General features: G+C 59.7%; 13 protein-coding genes and 1 pseudogene. All 14 read right to left on the reverse strand.

The features are described 5' to 3' along the window. Positions 1 to 44 precede the first annotated feature (44 nt). Positions 45 to 701 (reverse strand): annotated as a pseudogene (locus tag ACXM2N_RS08865) (LysE family translocator). Between the two features lie 30 nt (positions 702 to 731). Further along, positions 732 to 1,115 carry an ankyrin repeat domain-containing protein gene (locus ACXM2N_RS08870; protein ID WP_458487905.1) on the reverse strand — a complete coding sequence of 128 codons (384 nt, stop codon included), beginning with the start codon at positions 1,113 to 1,115 and terminating at the stop codon, positions 732 to 734. Positions 1,116 to 1,152: 37 nt separating this feature from the next. Continuing rightward, positions 1,153 to 2,130: a DNA polymerase III subunit delta gene (holA, locus tag ACXM2N_RS08875; protein WP_458487907.1), complete on the reverse strand. Its 978-nt coding sequence runs from the start codon at positions 2,128 to 2,130 to the stop codon at positions 1,153 to 1,155. 23 nt (positions 2,131 to 2,153) lie between these two features. Next, positions 2,154 to 3,875: a ComEC/Rec2 family competence protein gene (locus tag ACXM2N_RS08880; protein WP_458487909.1), complete on the reverse strand. Its 1,722-nt coding sequence runs from the start codon at positions 3,873 to 3,875 to the stop codon at positions 2,154 to 2,156. Then, positions 3,872 to 4,567, reverse strand: coding sequence for a helix-hairpin-helix domain-containing protein (locus ACXM2N_RS08885; protein WP_458487911.1), 696 nt, complete (start codon positions 4,565 to 4,567; stop codon positions 3,872 to 3,874). Before ACXM2N_RS08885 ends, ACXM2N_RS08880 begins: the two co-directional genes overlap by 4 nt. 175 nt (positions 4,568 to 4,742) lie before the next feature. After that, a complete protein-coding gene (locus ACXM2N_RS08890; RefSeq protein ID WP_458487913.1) occupies positions 4,743 to 5,558 on the reverse strand; it encodes a DegV family protein in 816 nt (271 codons plus the stop codon). A gap of 8 nt (positions 5,559 to 5,566) precedes the next feature. Next, positions 5,567 to 6,325: a histidine phosphatase family protein gene (locus ACXM2N_RS08895; protein WP_458487915.1), complete on the reverse strand. Its 759-nt coding sequence runs from the start codon at positions 6,323 to 6,325 to the stop codon at positions 5,567 to 5,569. 1 nt (position 6,326) lies between these two features. Further along, positions 6,327 to 6,794 carry a ribosome silencing factor gene (gene rsfS, locus ACXM2N_RS08900; RefSeq protein WP_458487917.1) on the reverse strand — a complete coding sequence of 156 codons (468 nt, stop codon included), beginning with the start codon at positions 6,792 to 6,794 and terminating at the stop codon, positions 6,327 to 6,329. 159 nt (positions 6,795 to 6,953) lie between these two features. Then, positions 6,954 to 7,613: a nicotinate-nucleotide adenylyltransferase gene (gene nadD / locus ACXM2N_RS08905; protein ID WP_458487919.1), complete on the reverse strand. Its 660-nt coding sequence runs from the start codon at positions 7,611 to 7,613 to the stop codon at positions 6,954 to 6,956. A gap of 216 nt (positions 7,614 to 7,829) precedes the next feature. Beyond that, positions 7,830 to 9,116, reverse strand: a complete 1,287-nt coding sequence (locus tag ACXM2N_RS08910) for a glutamate-5-semialdehyde dehydrogenase (protein ID WP_458487921.1) — start codon at positions 9,114 to 9,116, stop codon at positions 7,830 to 7,832. A 42-nt stretch (positions 9,117 to 9,158) separates the two neighbouring features. Then, positions 9,159 to 10,094, reverse strand: a complete 936-nt coding sequence (locus ACXM2N_RS08915; RefSeq protein WP_458487923.1) for a D-isomer specific 2-hydroxyacid dehydrogenase family protein — start codon at positions 10,092 to 10,094, stop codon at positions 9,159 to 9,161. A 24-nt stretch (positions 10,095 to 10,118) separates the two neighbouring features. Beyond that, positions 10,119 to 11,369 (reverse strand): glutamate 5-kinase, encoded by a 1,251-nt coding sequence (gene proB / locus ACXM2N_RS08920; RefSeq protein WP_458491106.1) that lies wholly within the window; start codon positions 11,367 to 11,369, stop codon positions 10,119 to 10,121. 542 nt (positions 11,370 to 11,911) lie between these two features. Then, entirely contained in the window at positions 11,912 to 13,447 is a 1,536-nt protein-coding gene (gene obgE / locus ACXM2N_RS08925; RefSeq protein WP_458487925.1) for a GTPase ObgE, read from the reverse strand. Between the two features lie 89 nt (positions 13,448 to 13,536). Next, complete coding sequence (locus ACXM2N_RS08930) at positions 13,537 to 14,406, reverse strand: SDR family oxidoreductase (RefSeq protein WP_458487927.1); 870 nt, start codon at positions 14,404 to 14,406, stop codon at positions 13,537 to 13,539. Between the last annotated feature and the right edge of the window lie 69 nt (positions 14,407 to 14,475).

Below are 14,475 nucleotides of genomic sequence, written 5' to 3' on the forward strand. Positions count from 1 at the left end.
GCCCCACACAATCACGTGTGGGGCCACAGGCTTTTGTATGCCTCTTAGCCAGTGATTCCGGTCAGGTCCAATGCACCGGCGATGATAAGGCCGCAGCCGGCAATGAGGAAGAAGATTCCTGCCACGAAATCAATGTAGGGGCCAGCTTTAAGGAACTTGCTGCGCAGGCGGTTGGTGGAGATCAGCGTGGCTAGAGCCCCGAATCCGACGATCGCGCTCATCACGATGGCCACAACGATGGCGATGACGGTGCCTAGGCTTGGCTCGCGCGGCATGAGCGGGACGATGATCGCCGCGAAGTAGAGGACCACCTTGGGGTTTGAGAGGTTGGTGATCAGTCCTTGGCGGTAGCAGTTCCACGCTGTACCAAAGAGCTCATCCGGCTCCTCCGCGAGCACGCCGGGGTACTTAAACTGATGCAGAGCACTGCGCAGCATCTTGTACCCCATCCACAGGATCCAGGCGCCACCGATGAGCTGGACGAGCCCAAGGATTTGCGGGTATGCAGACAGCAGGGCCGCCGCGCCGAGTACGGTGAGCGTAACCCACACGATGAGGCCGGTGGCGATGCCCAAAACGGAGGCTCAAGCGTGGCGCCGGGAGCGGGTGGCTAGGCGCGTGATGAGGAAGATATCGGGCCCGGGTGTGGCCATTCCTACGAAGTTGAGCACCATGACGGTGCCGAGTTGGCTTAGTGTCACGAGGACATATTGTCCCCGTAAGGTGTGGACTTAAGCAAGTTGCGACAGACGCTCTGCAAGCTCTGATTGGCCGAACAAGGTGGCCGTATCAACCGCGGACGGGGTTCCGGCCGTAGGGCTGGCACCTGCCTCAATCAGGGCCTCAATGACTGCTTCTTCCTTCTTGAAGATCGCACCGGCCAGTGGCGACTGCCCACGATCATTGAGCTTGTTCACGTCTGCACCGCGCGCGGCAAGCATAGCCACCGTCTCTGCGTGGCCCTTGTATGCTGCCAGCATGACGAAGGTGTCTCCGTTCTGGTTCGCCAGATCCACGGGCACGCCATGATCGAGGTACTGCGCTAACTGGGCCGTCTGGCCTGTGCGTGCGAAATCAAATAGCTTGCCGGCCAGTTCTTGTAATTCTTGCTCCATCTTCTTCCTCCTATTGTCACGGGGTGCTGAGTGCTGGTTACCCAGCCATGAGTGCGATGCGACGAACGGCGTCCTCGATAGCGAACTCCGGATCGCCACCACCTTGGCCTTTCACTGCGGCATCGAGCTCCGCCATGAGGATCACCGCATTGGACACGTTCTCTCCTGACCAGCGGCGCGCCACCTTGGCTGCTTTCTCCACTGCGAAAGGTGGCATGCCTAATTGCCCGGCAAGGGCGTTGGCGTTAATGCGCCCGCGGGTGGAATACAGCCGGGCAATGCTGGCCACCTTCATTTCCAAGGCGGTAGCCAGTGCCACTGGGGAAATTCCCAACTGCAAAGCCCGGCGCGTGGATGCCACCGCGCGTTGGACGTTGCCGGAGCACGCTAGGTCTGCGATGTCGAAGCCGGATACCTCGGCGACTCCCTGGTAGTAGCGGCGGACTGCGTTGGTGTCTACTCTGCCACCGGTGTCAGCTACGAGCTGGGCGACGGCCGACGCGAGTTCGCGTAGATCCGATCCCACGCCTTCCAGCAGCGCTGTGGTGACGTCTGGGGTGACGCTTACGCCATGGGCGCGGAATTCGTTGGTGACCCAGCGTGGACGTTCGTTGGCCTTTAGCTTTGCTACCTCGTGGACCTGGCTGATCTTTTTGAACTTGTCCACCATGGCTTTGGTGCGGCCACCACCCTTGTGCAGGATGATGAGGTAGATGCCTGGGCCTGGGTCCATGGCGGCCTGCAGTAGGTGCTGGATAGGCTCTTTGCCTGCGTCTTCGGCGTTGTTGAAGACAACGATGCGGTCTTCGCCGAACAGTGACGGGGAGAGCAGGTCAACGAGCTCTGCTTCCGTTACTTCGCCTGCCTTGAGGGAGGAGACCACAATGTTGTCGCCTTCGGGCGAGGATTGTTTGATCTGCGCGATGATGTTGAGGCGTGTTCGCTCGGCGAGGAATTCTTCCTCACCGAGGATCAAATGCACGGCAGGTGTTGGGCTAGTAGTCACGTTCACCATCGTGCCACAGAGTTGGCTGTGCGCTAAAACATTCCATTCGCTGCCTTCTGTGTGCCGTCTGAGTAGATGAGTACTTCCCCGTCGCGGTTGGGAAACAGAATGGGAATGCCGGTGGACGTCTGATTCGGCCGTGTTGATGGTGCGCCTGAAGGGTCCGTGACAATGATCAGTTGCGTGCCGGCAGGTGCCTGGTCGATCTCATCCACTGTTCCTACCTCATAGGTTGCTAACGTTGACTGGTCCACCACGTGGTGCGGGTTGGTTACACCCGTGAGCACTCCCCACACTGTTGGTCCCAGCATGAGGGTGGCCAGCGCGCTGAGCACCCAGGTCATACGCTGGATGAGTGCGAGGCCTACAACCCACGCGCAGCATAGGCTCACCCACGCGATCCCTAGCCAGCCTTCGGGTACGTTGATGGTGGCGCCTGGGGTGGCAGCACCAAGGCGGGCGACGAGCGCAACCCACTCCGTAAGCGGTAAGCACAGATACAGTAGGGGGATCTCAAGCCCGAAGGGCAGCAGCGAGAAGATCACCGCGGCCATGCCCAGAATGGTGATGGGCGCTACCACTGCCGCTGCCAGCAGGTTGGCCACCACGCTCACCGTGGAGACGTGGCCTGCCATTGCTGCCACGAGGGGCATGGTGAGGATCTGAGCGGACAGTGTCAAGGCTATGGCGCGGGCAAGAACCTCCGGCATGTTCAGCGGCATGAATGCCTTGAACACCAGTGGGAACAGCGCAATGATGCCTGCGGTAGCGCCCACAGACAGCGCGAAACCATAGTTGGTTGCTAGGGAGGAATCCCACATGAGTCCGAGTACCACCGCGAGGCACAGCGCGTGCATGGGCGGCGTGCGCGTGGAGTACACTACGGCGATCAGCCCCACCATCCCTGTGATCATGGCCCGCAGAACAGAAGGCTCCAGCCCCACCACTGCCACGAACACTATCAGCGCAACCATGGCCCCTATGGCCTGTGCCACCGGGCGCGCACCCAGCAGCGCCAGAACCACCACTGCCGCGGACGTCAATATGGCAATGTTGCCGCCACTGACTGCGGACAGGTGAGCCAAACCGGTGTTCACGTATGCCTGCTGCGCTTCAGCCGACTGCAGGGAGGTATCGCCCAGCACCATCGCCGGCATGAGTCCGGCGCCGTCGCCGGATAGCTTCCCGCCCATCACCGCCTGTATGGACTGCTCAAAGGTGTCGCGGACATGCACCACCCATGCGCGCAATCCCTCAGGTGGGCCCACCACCTCCACGTCATGTGCGATGAACAACCACGGTGACACCGTTGCACTTTCAGTATCCGTTGCCTCACCAGCGATGCGAACCTGCTCACCATAGGATCCCTGCGGGGCACGATCACTATCGGACACCCGGACGAAGACGGGCAGCTGGCCATACACACCCGGCACGTCGAGTCGCATCACGAATCCCTGGCCCGTGGGCTGGGCTTCGTGCACCACGGTTCCCACCAGCTCATCTGGAATAGCCACATTTCCATGGGCCCGCACCCGCAGGAAGGCCACCATCGCGGCAGCACCACCTATCACCCCAGACAACCACGCCTGCCCGCGCAGAACACCACGGAGGCTGCCTATTCGGTTCACGCCCCACAGGAGTGCACACACCGCACCGACGATGCCAAGAGACCACCACAGGCCACGGGTAACCAGTACGGCCACAACCATGGCCCACGCTGTGACCGCCGGCGGCATAAGCCGCAGCTCGCTCACACGGTCACCTGCTCTTTCATGGACTCAAACTTTGCCGGGCCTATGCCCTTGACCTCCATCAGCTGCTCAACAGAGTTAAACCCGCCCGTTTCTTCCCGGTGAGCAATGATTGCCTGAGCAGTCTTTGCCCCCACCCCGTCCAAGGTCTCCAGCTCGCTTGCCGACGCCGTGTTCACGTTCACCTTCCCCACCGCACCGGCAGATCCAGCGACACCAGGGCCCCCGGCGCCCGCCTGCGGCGGCGCCTCCCCTTGAGCAGGCACATACACCTGCTGCGCATCAGCCAGCCTCTCCGCCAGATTCACCCCGGCGCGCGCCGCATGGGCTTGTGGCTCCGCCCCGTGCGATCCAGCAGCATCCAAGGCGTCCGCCACCCGCGCGCCGGGTTCGAAGGTGTACAACCCGGGTCTAGCCACGTCACCAACCACAGACACCACGATGTCACCGCTCGGCGCCACGCTCTGACTGGTAGGCCCTACAGCGTGGGGGATCTGAGCGGGCGCAGGCCCGGATGCACCGCGCGCGAACACAACAAGGGCGAAGACTACCGTGCCGATGACGGCCACCACTGTGACCATGAGCAGTGCGCGCGTTGTTACTTCCACGCGTGGGGCGGGATAGTCCACCCGCAGCACGTCGTCCTCGCTAGTAGGGCGGGTGAGATCTTTGAGTCGCTGTTTTACGGTCTCCATAGCACCCAACGCTATTGAGCCCGATGAGCCGACTGAAGGCCCTATTTCCGTTTGCCCAGCTTGGCCGAAAAATCTGTGGATAACTCCACTACGCCACGCGCGTCGTGCTGTGGATAACTCACCAATGCGAGCGCAGCAACCTAAGAATAGGCGCTACCACGATATCCCCCTCGAGCTAGTCCTCGTGATCTTCTGGGGCTTCTGACGTGTCTGAGAACACCGCGGAGATACCGATGGCGCCGGCGCCGCAGTGGACGGCCAAGGCTTTCTCCATCGTTGTGATCATGATGCTGGAGCCTGGGGCGAGCTCTTCATGCAGTAAGGCTTCTAGAATGTGGGCTGCTTCCTTCGCCCCGTTTTGCTGGATTGCCACGAACGCCGGTTCCCCCGCCGCTCGGTGGGCAATGATGTCCACGAGTTTGGTGAACGCCTTGGTCTGGGTGCGGGTTTTGGCAGCCAGCTCGATCTTGCCACCGGCCAAGTGCAAAATCGGTTTCGTGGCCAGCACCGTGGACACCACGGTGGTGGTAGTGGAAATACGGCCTGACTTGGCCATGTCATCAATACGGTGCAGGTAGATCCAGGTCTCGGCACGGGCTAGGGTGTCCTCAGCCATGGCAGCGCACTCGTCCAGGCTGGCGCCATCGGCAGCAAGACGGGCGGCCGCCATCGCCGCCGCCCCCACGGCCATGCCCACGTTGGAGGTATCAATCACGCGCACCAACTCGTCCTCAAACACGGCAGCCGCAGAGATACCCGCGGTCCACGTAGAGGACAGCTCCTTGCTCAGGTGCAGGGCTACCACGCCGTCATCACCGCCGCGTTCCAGCTGACGGGCATACGCAGCGGCGAGCTCCAAGGCACTGAGACCGGAGGTGGAGCGCTGTTCACCGTCCTGCATGACATGCAGGTCAATGACGGCGATGTCGAGTTCATCTACAACCTCCTGCGGCAAACCTGCCGAGGAGTCCGTCACAATCCGCACTGCCATTACTAATCCTACTTGCTGCTGATTCCGCGATCCGATTGCACAATTTCTGGGTGCGCCACGCTCATGCCCAGCTCCACACCCATGTTCCAGCCGTCCAAGTACCACTGGGCGCCGTCGATAGTCTCTGGAGTAAACCGCGCTGACGCCGGAGTGTACTCAGCCGGATCCAAAGCGTCATCAGAACCGCGGACGAACTTCGGCCGCGCGGTCAGCTGGGACCAACAGGTATTCCCCAACCCAGAGAACATCGGGTACTGAGACACATCCAAGTTCAACAACGCCGACGTGGCCGCGGAAATGGATCCACCATGGGCCACCACCAACACGGTGGTGTCATCCCAGTCAGTGAACGAGTGCATCAGCTCATCAATCACCGCTTTAGTTCGCTGGGCGACGTCCACCCGGGATTCGCCACCCGGTGGCGCCCAGGTGGCGTCATGCCGCCACATAGCACGCGCGCCGGGGTACTTGGCGTCCACCTCGTCGTGGCTCAAGCCCATCCACTCGCCCAGATTGGTCTCCCGCAGGCGGGAGTCGACCGTCAGGTCGACGTGGAGGTTCTCCGCGATGATTTCCGCGGTGACGCGGGCACGGCGGAGGTCACTGGCCACTACGTGGCCGATTTTTAGGGTCTCTACATAACGAGCAGCCGCCTGAGCCTGCTTGATGCCGACGTCGGAAAGCTCGGTGTCGAGCTGCCCCTGCATGCGTCGGGTCGCATTGTAGGTAGTCTGCCCATGGCGGAGCATCATCAGGCGGCGGGTCATGTTAGAAGTCTTCCTCTTCAGGCTCCGGATCAGCCAACGGGATATCATCCAGGGACTCGACGGTGCGGACATCTACATCGTCATTCCAGTCCTCTGGGCGGGTCATCGTCTCAATGCCCTCCACTTCAAGCAGTGGGCAGTCACGGTACAGGCGGTCAAGGCCGTAGAAATCGCGCTCGGTGTTGCGCTGAATGTGGATCACCAGCATGCCGTAATCAAGCAGCACCCAACGGTTCTCACGGTTGCCCTCGCGGCGCTTTGGCTCCTCGCCCAGCTTGGTGAGCTCGTCCTCAACCTCCTCCACGATCGCGCGCACCTGGCGCTCGTTGTCAGCGGATGCCAGCACGAACACCTCGGAGATAGCCATCACGTCAGAGACGTCCAGAACGGCAATGTTGGTTGCCATCTTCTCGTCTGCTGCCTTTGCGGCGACCTCAGCAAGCTGGATCGTATCTTTAGATGCAGTCACAAAAATCCTCGTTAAAAATGTGTCTTATCGTCTTTTTCTCACACGCCCGCCACACGCCGGCGCGCCATAAAATATGCACTGTGCACAGTTTAAAACCCATTTTCCCACGAAACGGGCCGGAGGCGTAATTTCACCCCAGCACAGTGCTACTTTAATCCGCTAGTCCTCATACAAGTGGTGCTTGTGGATGTATTGCACTACTCCATCAGGAACCAAGTACCACACCGGCATACCCTCCTTGCGGCGGTTGCGGCAACCGGTGGATGAGATCGCCATCGCAGGAATCTCGATGAGCTTCACCCGAGCCTTTTCCTCATCCGGCATGAAATCATCGCTGAGCTCATAGCCCGGCCGAGTCACTCCCACGAAGGTGGCCAGATCAAACATCTTGTCCCAATCACGCCAGCTCATGATATCGCCCAGCGCATCCGCGCCAGTGATGAAGAACAGCTCCGCGTCAGGGTATTCCTCACGCAGATCATTGAGCGTATCAATGGTATAGGTTGGGCCGTCACGGTCAATGTCCACGCGGGAGACCGTGAAACGCGGATTGGATGCGGTGGCAATCACCGTCATCAAGTAGCGGTCCTCCGCGTCAGAAACCTTCTTATCCGCCTTCTGCCACGGCTGGCCGGTGGGAACAAAGATGACCTCTTCCAGGTCAAACTTAGCAGCCACCTCACTGGCCGCCACCAAGTGACCATGGTGAATCGGGTCGAACGTGCCACCCATAATGCCAATGCGTTGCGGGTTCTTTGTTGCATCATGCGGGTGCGGATGCACAGGCGCCACGGCACCTGCGTTTACGGAACTGGTCATGGAAATAAACAGTACCGAACCACGCCCGATTTTCCCTAAGAAATTCGCCACGTAGCACCCAGCTGCGCGCTCCCCCTGAGCATGAGAACGGGGACGCGATCATAGCGCGCCATCCCCGCAGCAGGCTCGCCACAACGTCAAAGACCGCCAGCAATGGCGGTCCATGCCACTTAAAAGATGTGCCGCCTACAGCCAGGGCGCCGCCCCGTTGTGCACCTATGGGCGGGTCTGGCCGGTGCCCTGCAGGATCCACTTGGTGGTGGTCAACTCCGGAAGCGCCATCGGGCCGCGGGCGTGGAGCTTTTGGGTGGAGATGCCAATCTCCGCTCCCATGCCGTACTGCTCGCCGTCGGTAAAAGCGGTGGATGCGTTGATCATCACGGCCGCGGAGTCCACCTCATCAGCGAACTTCTGGGCGGTCTCAATGTTGGTGGTGGAGATGCCCTCGGTGTGGCCGGTGGAGAACTCGCGGATGTGGGCGCACGCGCCCTCTACCCCATCAACCACCTTGGCAGCGATGTCCATGGAGAGGTACTCGTACTTCCAGTCATCCTCGTCTGCCTGGACAATGTCTGTGGCGCCGAAGGCCTCCAGCTCAGCGACGTCACCGTGGATGGTGACGCCCGCGCGCTGGAGCGCGGTGATGATTTTGGCCTTGTTATCGGCAGAAAGCGCGGCATCAATGAGCACGGTTTCCGTGGCATTGCAGACGGATGGGCGGCGGGTCTTGCCGTTGATCGTCAACTCAATGCCCTGGTCCACGTCCGCGTCACGGTCGATGTAGAAGTGGCAGTTGCCGGTGCCGGTCTCAATGGTTGGCACGGTCGCGCCGGTGACGACGGCCTCGATCAGGCCCGCGCCACCACGAGGAATAACAACATCCACCAGACCGCGTGCGGTGATCAGGTCCTGCACCGAGGAGTGGGTTTGGCACGGAAGCAGCTGCACCGTTTCCTTAGGCAGATTGAAGGAGGTGAGGACCTCCTGCAGGATCTCCACCAGCTTGGTGTTGGAGTTCACCGCGGTCTTGGAACCGCGCAGAAGCGCGACGTTGCCGGACTTCAAGGCCAAACCGAACGCGTCCACCGTGACGTTAGGGCGCGCTTCATACACCATGCCCATCACGCCCAGCGGCACGCGAACCTGGCGCATCTGAATGCCGTTAGGCATCACGGAACCACCAACGACCTCACCCACTGGGTCCTTGAGCCCAGCCACCTGGCGCAGACCACCCGCGATGCCCTCAATGCGGGCAGCGTCCAACGCCAGGCGGTCAATGAGGGAATCAGCCATGCCGTTGTCCCGGCCGGACTGGATGTCCATCTCATTCGCAGCGATAATCTCACTAGCTTTGGCAATGAGGGTGTCTGCCGCAGCGAGGAGAACCTCGTTCTTCTGAGCGGAGGTCAGCCCCGCAATCACAGGCGCAACGTCCTTCGCCTGACGCGCCAGATTGAGAACCTGCTCGCGCTCTTGAGCTTCCAGTTGGGTCTTGTCAGTCATCACTACATTCCTCTAATTGTTTTTTTCTAAATTCTCAAAGTCTTAATAGCCTGCCGCCGCGTCAACCTCAGTCAGCAGTGGCTGTCCTGCCTCGTACGCCGCAAGATTATCTACCGTCAGTGGCCCAAGCAGGGTGCGCGTGCGCTCCATGGTGGTAGCCACGTGTGGGGTAATCACCACATTCTCTAACTCCCACAGGCGGTGATCATCCGGCAGCGGCTCAGGGTTTACCACATCAAGGCCCGCCGCGAAGATCTGGTTAGATTCCAGCGCCTCAACCAGCGCCTGCGTGCGCACAATTCCGCCGCGGCCGACGTTGACAAAGATCGCAGACTCCTTCATATCCTTAAAGAACTCCGCGCCAATCATGTTCTCGGTGTGATCCGTCAGCGGCGCAATCACCACCACGAAGTCAGCGTCACCCACCAGATGCCGATGTGACGCGAACTCCTCAAAGCTAAAGGTGGCGTGCGCACCGGGAACGTCCCGACCAGACTTGTTTACCGCCGTCACCTCACAGCCGAAAGGCTCAAGGAATGCGATCAGCCGCTCACCAATGCGACCCGCACCAATCAGCAGGACCTTCTTACCACCGTGGAGCCACCTCGTGCGCTCATCGGTCTCGGTGTACATCCACGACGCGCGCTTAGTCACATGGGGATGCATGTGCGCTGCGGACAGCATGAGCGCCAACGCGGACTCCGCTACCGAGTCCGCGTACAAACCTCCGGCATTAGCCCACCGGACGCCGCGCTGCGCGGTCTCCGCAAGAATCCCCGCCTTGCGCAGGTGGTCTACGCCTGCGAACGCGTACTGGATGAGCCTGATGTTGTTGGGCAGGGGCTGCGGAAAGTCCTTGGGGAAAGAATTAAACAGCAAGACATCTGCATGAGCGATGTCCTTGACCATCTCATGCCCAGCATCGCGCAGAATGTGGGCTGTTTCTTCCCAGTATTCTGGGTGAAAATGGATCTTCATCCGTGCACTCCCCTACCGATTAAGCTACGCCCTAGACGCGAAGTTAGACAGGTAGTCCGCGTGTACAACAGGACGCTGCATGCCCTCGGGCAATTCATCAGTGTGCTTACCCAGCATGCTCACCAGGGTATCTGAGTCATAAGAGACCTCACCGCGGCCAATGATCTGGCCATCCATGGTCATGATCTCCACGATCTCACCAGAGCGGAAGTCACCAATGGCCTCCTTAATGCCCACAGCCAGCAGCGAGTTTCCACCGGAGGTCACCGCACGTGCCGCACCATCATCAATGCGCAAAATACCGGAGGTATCCGCCGCATAGAGAACCCAGAACTTCCACGCGGACAGGCGATTCTCCCGAGGATGGAAAGCCGTGCCCACAGACGCGGAGTCCAGCGCGGCGCCAATGTTATCTGCCGACGTCAACAGCACGGGCACGCCACCGCGCGACGCCAGGCGCGCCGCGGAAACCTTGGAGGCCATGCCGCCGGTGCCCACCTTGCCGCCGTCGCCAGCAATAACGCCCTTGAGGTCATTACCATCGCGCACCTCCGGCACGAAGTTAGCCGTTGGGTCCGATGGGTTCTTGTCATACAGGCCATCGACATCAGACAGCAGAATCAGTGCGTCCGCACTGGTCAGGTGCGCCACCAGCGCCGCCAGGCGGTCATTGTCACCGAAGTGCATCTCCGAGGTGGCCACCGTATCATTTTCATTGACGATGGGCACCGCGCGCAGCAGACGCAAACGCTCGATGGTGCGCTGCGCGTTGCGGGCGCGGTCGCGTCGGCCCGCATCAGAAGCGGTCAGCAGAACCTGGCCGATAGGGCGGTCATAACGCGCGAAGCTCATGCCCCATGTGTGGGCCAAGTGGACCTGCCCCACAGACGCCGCGGCCTGCTTGGTGGCAAGATCCGTTGGGCGAGACGTAAGACCAAGCGGGCCCATGCCCGCCGCCACAGCACCGGAGGACACAACGATAACGTCCGAGCCCTTCTCCATGCGCGCCTGGAGCGCATCAACAATGCGATCAATCTGCGCCGGATCAACACGGTAATCATCGTTGGTCAGGGATGAGGAACCGATCTTCACGACCACCCGCTTGGCCTTGCGAATGACCTCACGAACCGGGGAATCATACCCCACTGCCTTGTCATCAATATCGTCTGGAAGGTCAGGGAACTCGGCTTCATCGCTGTGCCCTGGGTAAGGGCTCATAGCCAAACCAAGGCCCGCCACAGTTGGCGTATCTGGGCTGGTAGCCTGCTCGTGCATGTCATTCACCTCTACGGGGTCACCGGAAGAAAGCGGTTGCTGCGAATCACGTGGGGTGGTCTCTGAAGAATTCGGTGTAGTCATATCCCGTCAATAGTAAGCATGACCGGCCATTTTTAACTAAAAATGAGACCACAAAAATATGGTGATCTTCCCCTTAAAAGAAGGCTGTATACCTCACGTCTGATCAGTTGAACGCCCAGTGAGTTTAGCCCACAGATAACCATTGGGTCCCCACACCCAGCGGCATAGAAGTTACGGCAAAAAATCGGCTGAATAAAACTTTTACCTGCGCCTTCTACATCCCAATACGAGCCTGACTGCCACGGGTTTTGGAAAAACTCGCTCAGGTCAATCCCGCTACGTGGGCGCGTGCAAGCTTCTCACGCCACCCCGAGGCTTTTCATAACGCTCAGCTGCGTAAAGCAGACTCACTCTGGGCGAGGTCACCGGCGTTTTTATCACCACCAAACGTTCACGGAGGCATGAGTAATGCCCCACACATCCTGCACGATCTGTGGGGCATCATTTCTTGGTGTTTGCTAACCCTGCCAGCGGTCGCGGTTAGCGGACTCACGCGTGACTTCAGGGTTGTCACCGTAGTCGTACTCATCAATGAGGCCGCGGCGAACCTGAGAGGCACGCTTACGCTCCGCAGCGGAGATACGGGTGTTCTTCTCCAGACGCATGTCCGTGCCACGGCCAGACAGCGTTGGATCGATGCCCGCAGCCGTCATAGGCTCCCACTCAAAGGTGACTTCGCCGATGGTCACCGCACAGCCAGCACGAGCGCCTTTCTTGTAGAGCTCCTCTTCTACACCCATGCGGTTGAGGCGGTCAGCGAGGTAGCCCACGGCCTCATCATTTTCGAAGTCAGTTTGGACGATCCAGCGTTCCGGCTTCTCGCCTTGAACAATAAAGCCACCCTCGATCTGCGGATCCTTGACAATGGTGAAGTCTGCCTGCTTGCCCTTCTTGCCGCGTGCATCTACCGCCTCCGGGCGCAGAATGATCTTCTGCTCTGCCTTCTGCTTCGGGCGATCCTTACGCGCCTTCTGCACAATCTCCAGCAGCTTGTAGCGCAGTGGATCTAGACCCTTGCGTGCGACAGCAGAGATGATAAAGACCGGCCAGCCGAACTGCTCCTCCAGATCCTCCTTCAGGAATTCCGCCAGCTCCATGGCTTCTGGAACGTCCACCTTGTTCAGCACGATGATGCGCGGGCGATCGCGCAGATCACCCAAGGAGGTGTCCTCGTCCAACGCTGACTGGTACTCCGCCAGCTCATTCTCCAGCGCCTCAATGTCCGAAATCGGGTCACGGCCAGGCTCCAACGTTGCGCAGTCAACCACGTGGCACAATACGGCGGTGCGCTCGATGTGGCGCAGGAAGTCCAGGCCTAGGCCCTTGCCCTCTGATGCACCGGGGATCAAACCCGGAACATCGGCGATAGTAAAGGTATCGTGCCCTACCTCAACTACGCCAAGGTTTGGTTGCAGGGTGGTAAACGGGTAATCGCCGATCTTTGGTTTAGCTGCGGACAACACAGAGATCAAGGACGACTTACCTGCGGATGGGAAGCCCACCAAGCCAACGTCCGCCATTGACTTCAACTCGAGCACCACATCATGTTCTTCACCCGGCTCGCCCTTCAAGGCGAAACCCGGTGCCTTACGCACGGACGATGCAAGTGCCGCGTTACCTAGGCCACCGAAGCCGCCCTTCGCTGCGGTGAACTGCATGCCCACGCTGGTCATGTCTGCAAGAGTCTCACCAGACTCGGTCATCACCACAGTGCCGGCTGGTACTTCAAGAACCAGGTCCTCACCGCGGGCACCATTACGGTGATCACCCGCGCCATTAGCACCGCGCTGCGCCTTAATGTGCGGACGGTAGTGAAGATCCAGCAGGGTGTGTACCTGCGAGGAAACCTCCAGAATGATGTCACCACCGTGGCCACCATTACCGCCGTCTGGGCCACCCAAAGGCTTGAATTTCTCACGGTGGATGGATGCACAACCATTTCCGCCGTCACCGGCTTTGAGGTGCAACACCACGCGGTCTACAAAACGTGCCATGAACGCAACCAGTCCTTAACTATCTCAATAAATTTGCTCACACCACTCTACCGGCAGTGTGAGCAAAACTCTTCATCGTATGTGGGGCGTTACTTGGCAGCCCGCTTGGAGTAAGGAGAAAACTCCTTCATTCGCTCCTTATACCACTTCAGTTTGGTGGCTGGTACTGGCTTTGGCCAATCGTTCGCACGGAACCAAGCATCAGAACCGCCGTCCACAGTGATGACACTGCCGCACAGGAAGGAGGCAGTGTCAGAGAGCATGAAGTAGATCCACTCTGCGATCTCTTCTGGCTTTCCGTAACCACCAATAGGTACTGGGAAGCTTTCGACTGCCGCGGCCTCCTCAGGAGTAGACAGCTGCTTCTCCAACAGTGGAGTCAAAATTGCTCCCGGCGCAATGACGTTGAGATGGATGCCTTCGCCCGCCCACTGCGCAGTAACAGCCTGTGCGCGCGCCCACTGGGTCACTGCAATCTTGGAGGCACCGTACGCCATAGATGGGGTGTTGTCCCCAAATACACTCACCCACTTGACTGCGCGGTCTACGTTATTTTTCTTCAGCGCCTTCACTGCTGGTGCAGGCACGAGCGGCATGGTGGTGGTGGAGTTAGAGCCCACGACGACAACCTTTGCGGAATCCTTCTTAGCCAGTGCTGGGCGCAGGCCTTCGAGCACCTCAGTGATGCCGTAGTAGTTAACCTCGAGGATCAGTTTCGCGTTTTCCTTGCCTGGGATAGGGCCAACGCCGGCAGCCAAGACCGCACCATCTAGTTCCCCGCCGCTGAGCTGAAGTGCTTGAGCGATAGCCTCGCTGCGTCCTTGTGCGGTGGACAGATCGGCAATGATCTCTGCCTCCTTGAGGTCAATGCCAATAACGGTGTGGCCTTCGGCGCGCAGTTTATTCGCCGCTGCTCCACCCATTCCGGACGCTGAGCCGGTGACTACGTACGTTCCCATAATGATTCTCCTTAAAGCTTTGTAACCGTATTAATGGCAGTTAATGAACTAATACGATGACGGCGCTAC

This window comes from Corynebacterium sp. ZY180755 (genome assembly GCF_054331495.1).

Bases quoted from the DNA above. Each gene is read 5' to 3' on its own strand.
- nadD (WP_458487919.1), bottom strand. From the start codon at position 7,613: ATGACCAGTTCCGTAAACGCAGGTGCCGTGGCGCCTGTGCATCCGCAC.
- ACXM2N_RS08910 (WP_458487921.1), bottom strand. From the start codon at position 9,116: ATGACTGACAAGACCCAACTGGAAGCTCAAGAGCGCGAGCAGGTTCTC.
- ACXM2N_RS08870 (WP_458487905.1), bottom strand. From the start codon at position 1,115: ATGGAGCAAGAATTACAAGAACTGGCCGGCAAGCTATTTGATTTCGCA.
- ACXM2N_RS08930 (WP_458487927.1), bottom strand. From the start codon at position 14,406: ATGGGAACGTACGTAGTCACCGGCTCAGCGTCCGGAATGGGTGGAGCA.
- ACXM2N_RS08915 (WP_458487923.1), bottom strand. From the start codon at position 10,094: ATGAAGATCCATTTTCACCCAGAATACTGGGAAGAAACAGCCCACATT.
- ACXM2N_RS08885 (WP_458487911.1), bottom strand. From the start codon at position 4,567: ATGGAGACCGTAAAACAGCGACTCAAAGATCTCACCCGCCCTACTAGC.
- holA (WP_458487907.1), bottom strand. From the start codon at position 2,130: ATGGTGAACGTGACTACTAGCCCAACACCTGCCGTGCATTTGATCCTC.
- ACXM2N_RS08890 (WP_458487913.1), bottom strand. From the start codon at position 5,558: ATGGCAGTGCGGATTGTGACGGACTCCTCGGCAGGTTTGCCGCAGGAG.
- ACXM2N_RS08895 (WP_458487915.1), bottom strand. From the start codon at position 6,325: ATGACCCGCCGCCTGATGATGCTCCGCCATGGGCAGACTACCTACAAT.
- obgE (WP_458487925.1), bottom strand. From the start codon at position 13,447: ATGGCACGTTTTGTAGACCGCGTGGTGTTGCACCTCAAAGCCGGTGAC.
- proB (WP_458491106.1), bottom strand. From the start codon at position 11,369: ATGCACGAGCAGGCTACCAGCCCAGATACGCCAACTGTGGCGGGCCTT.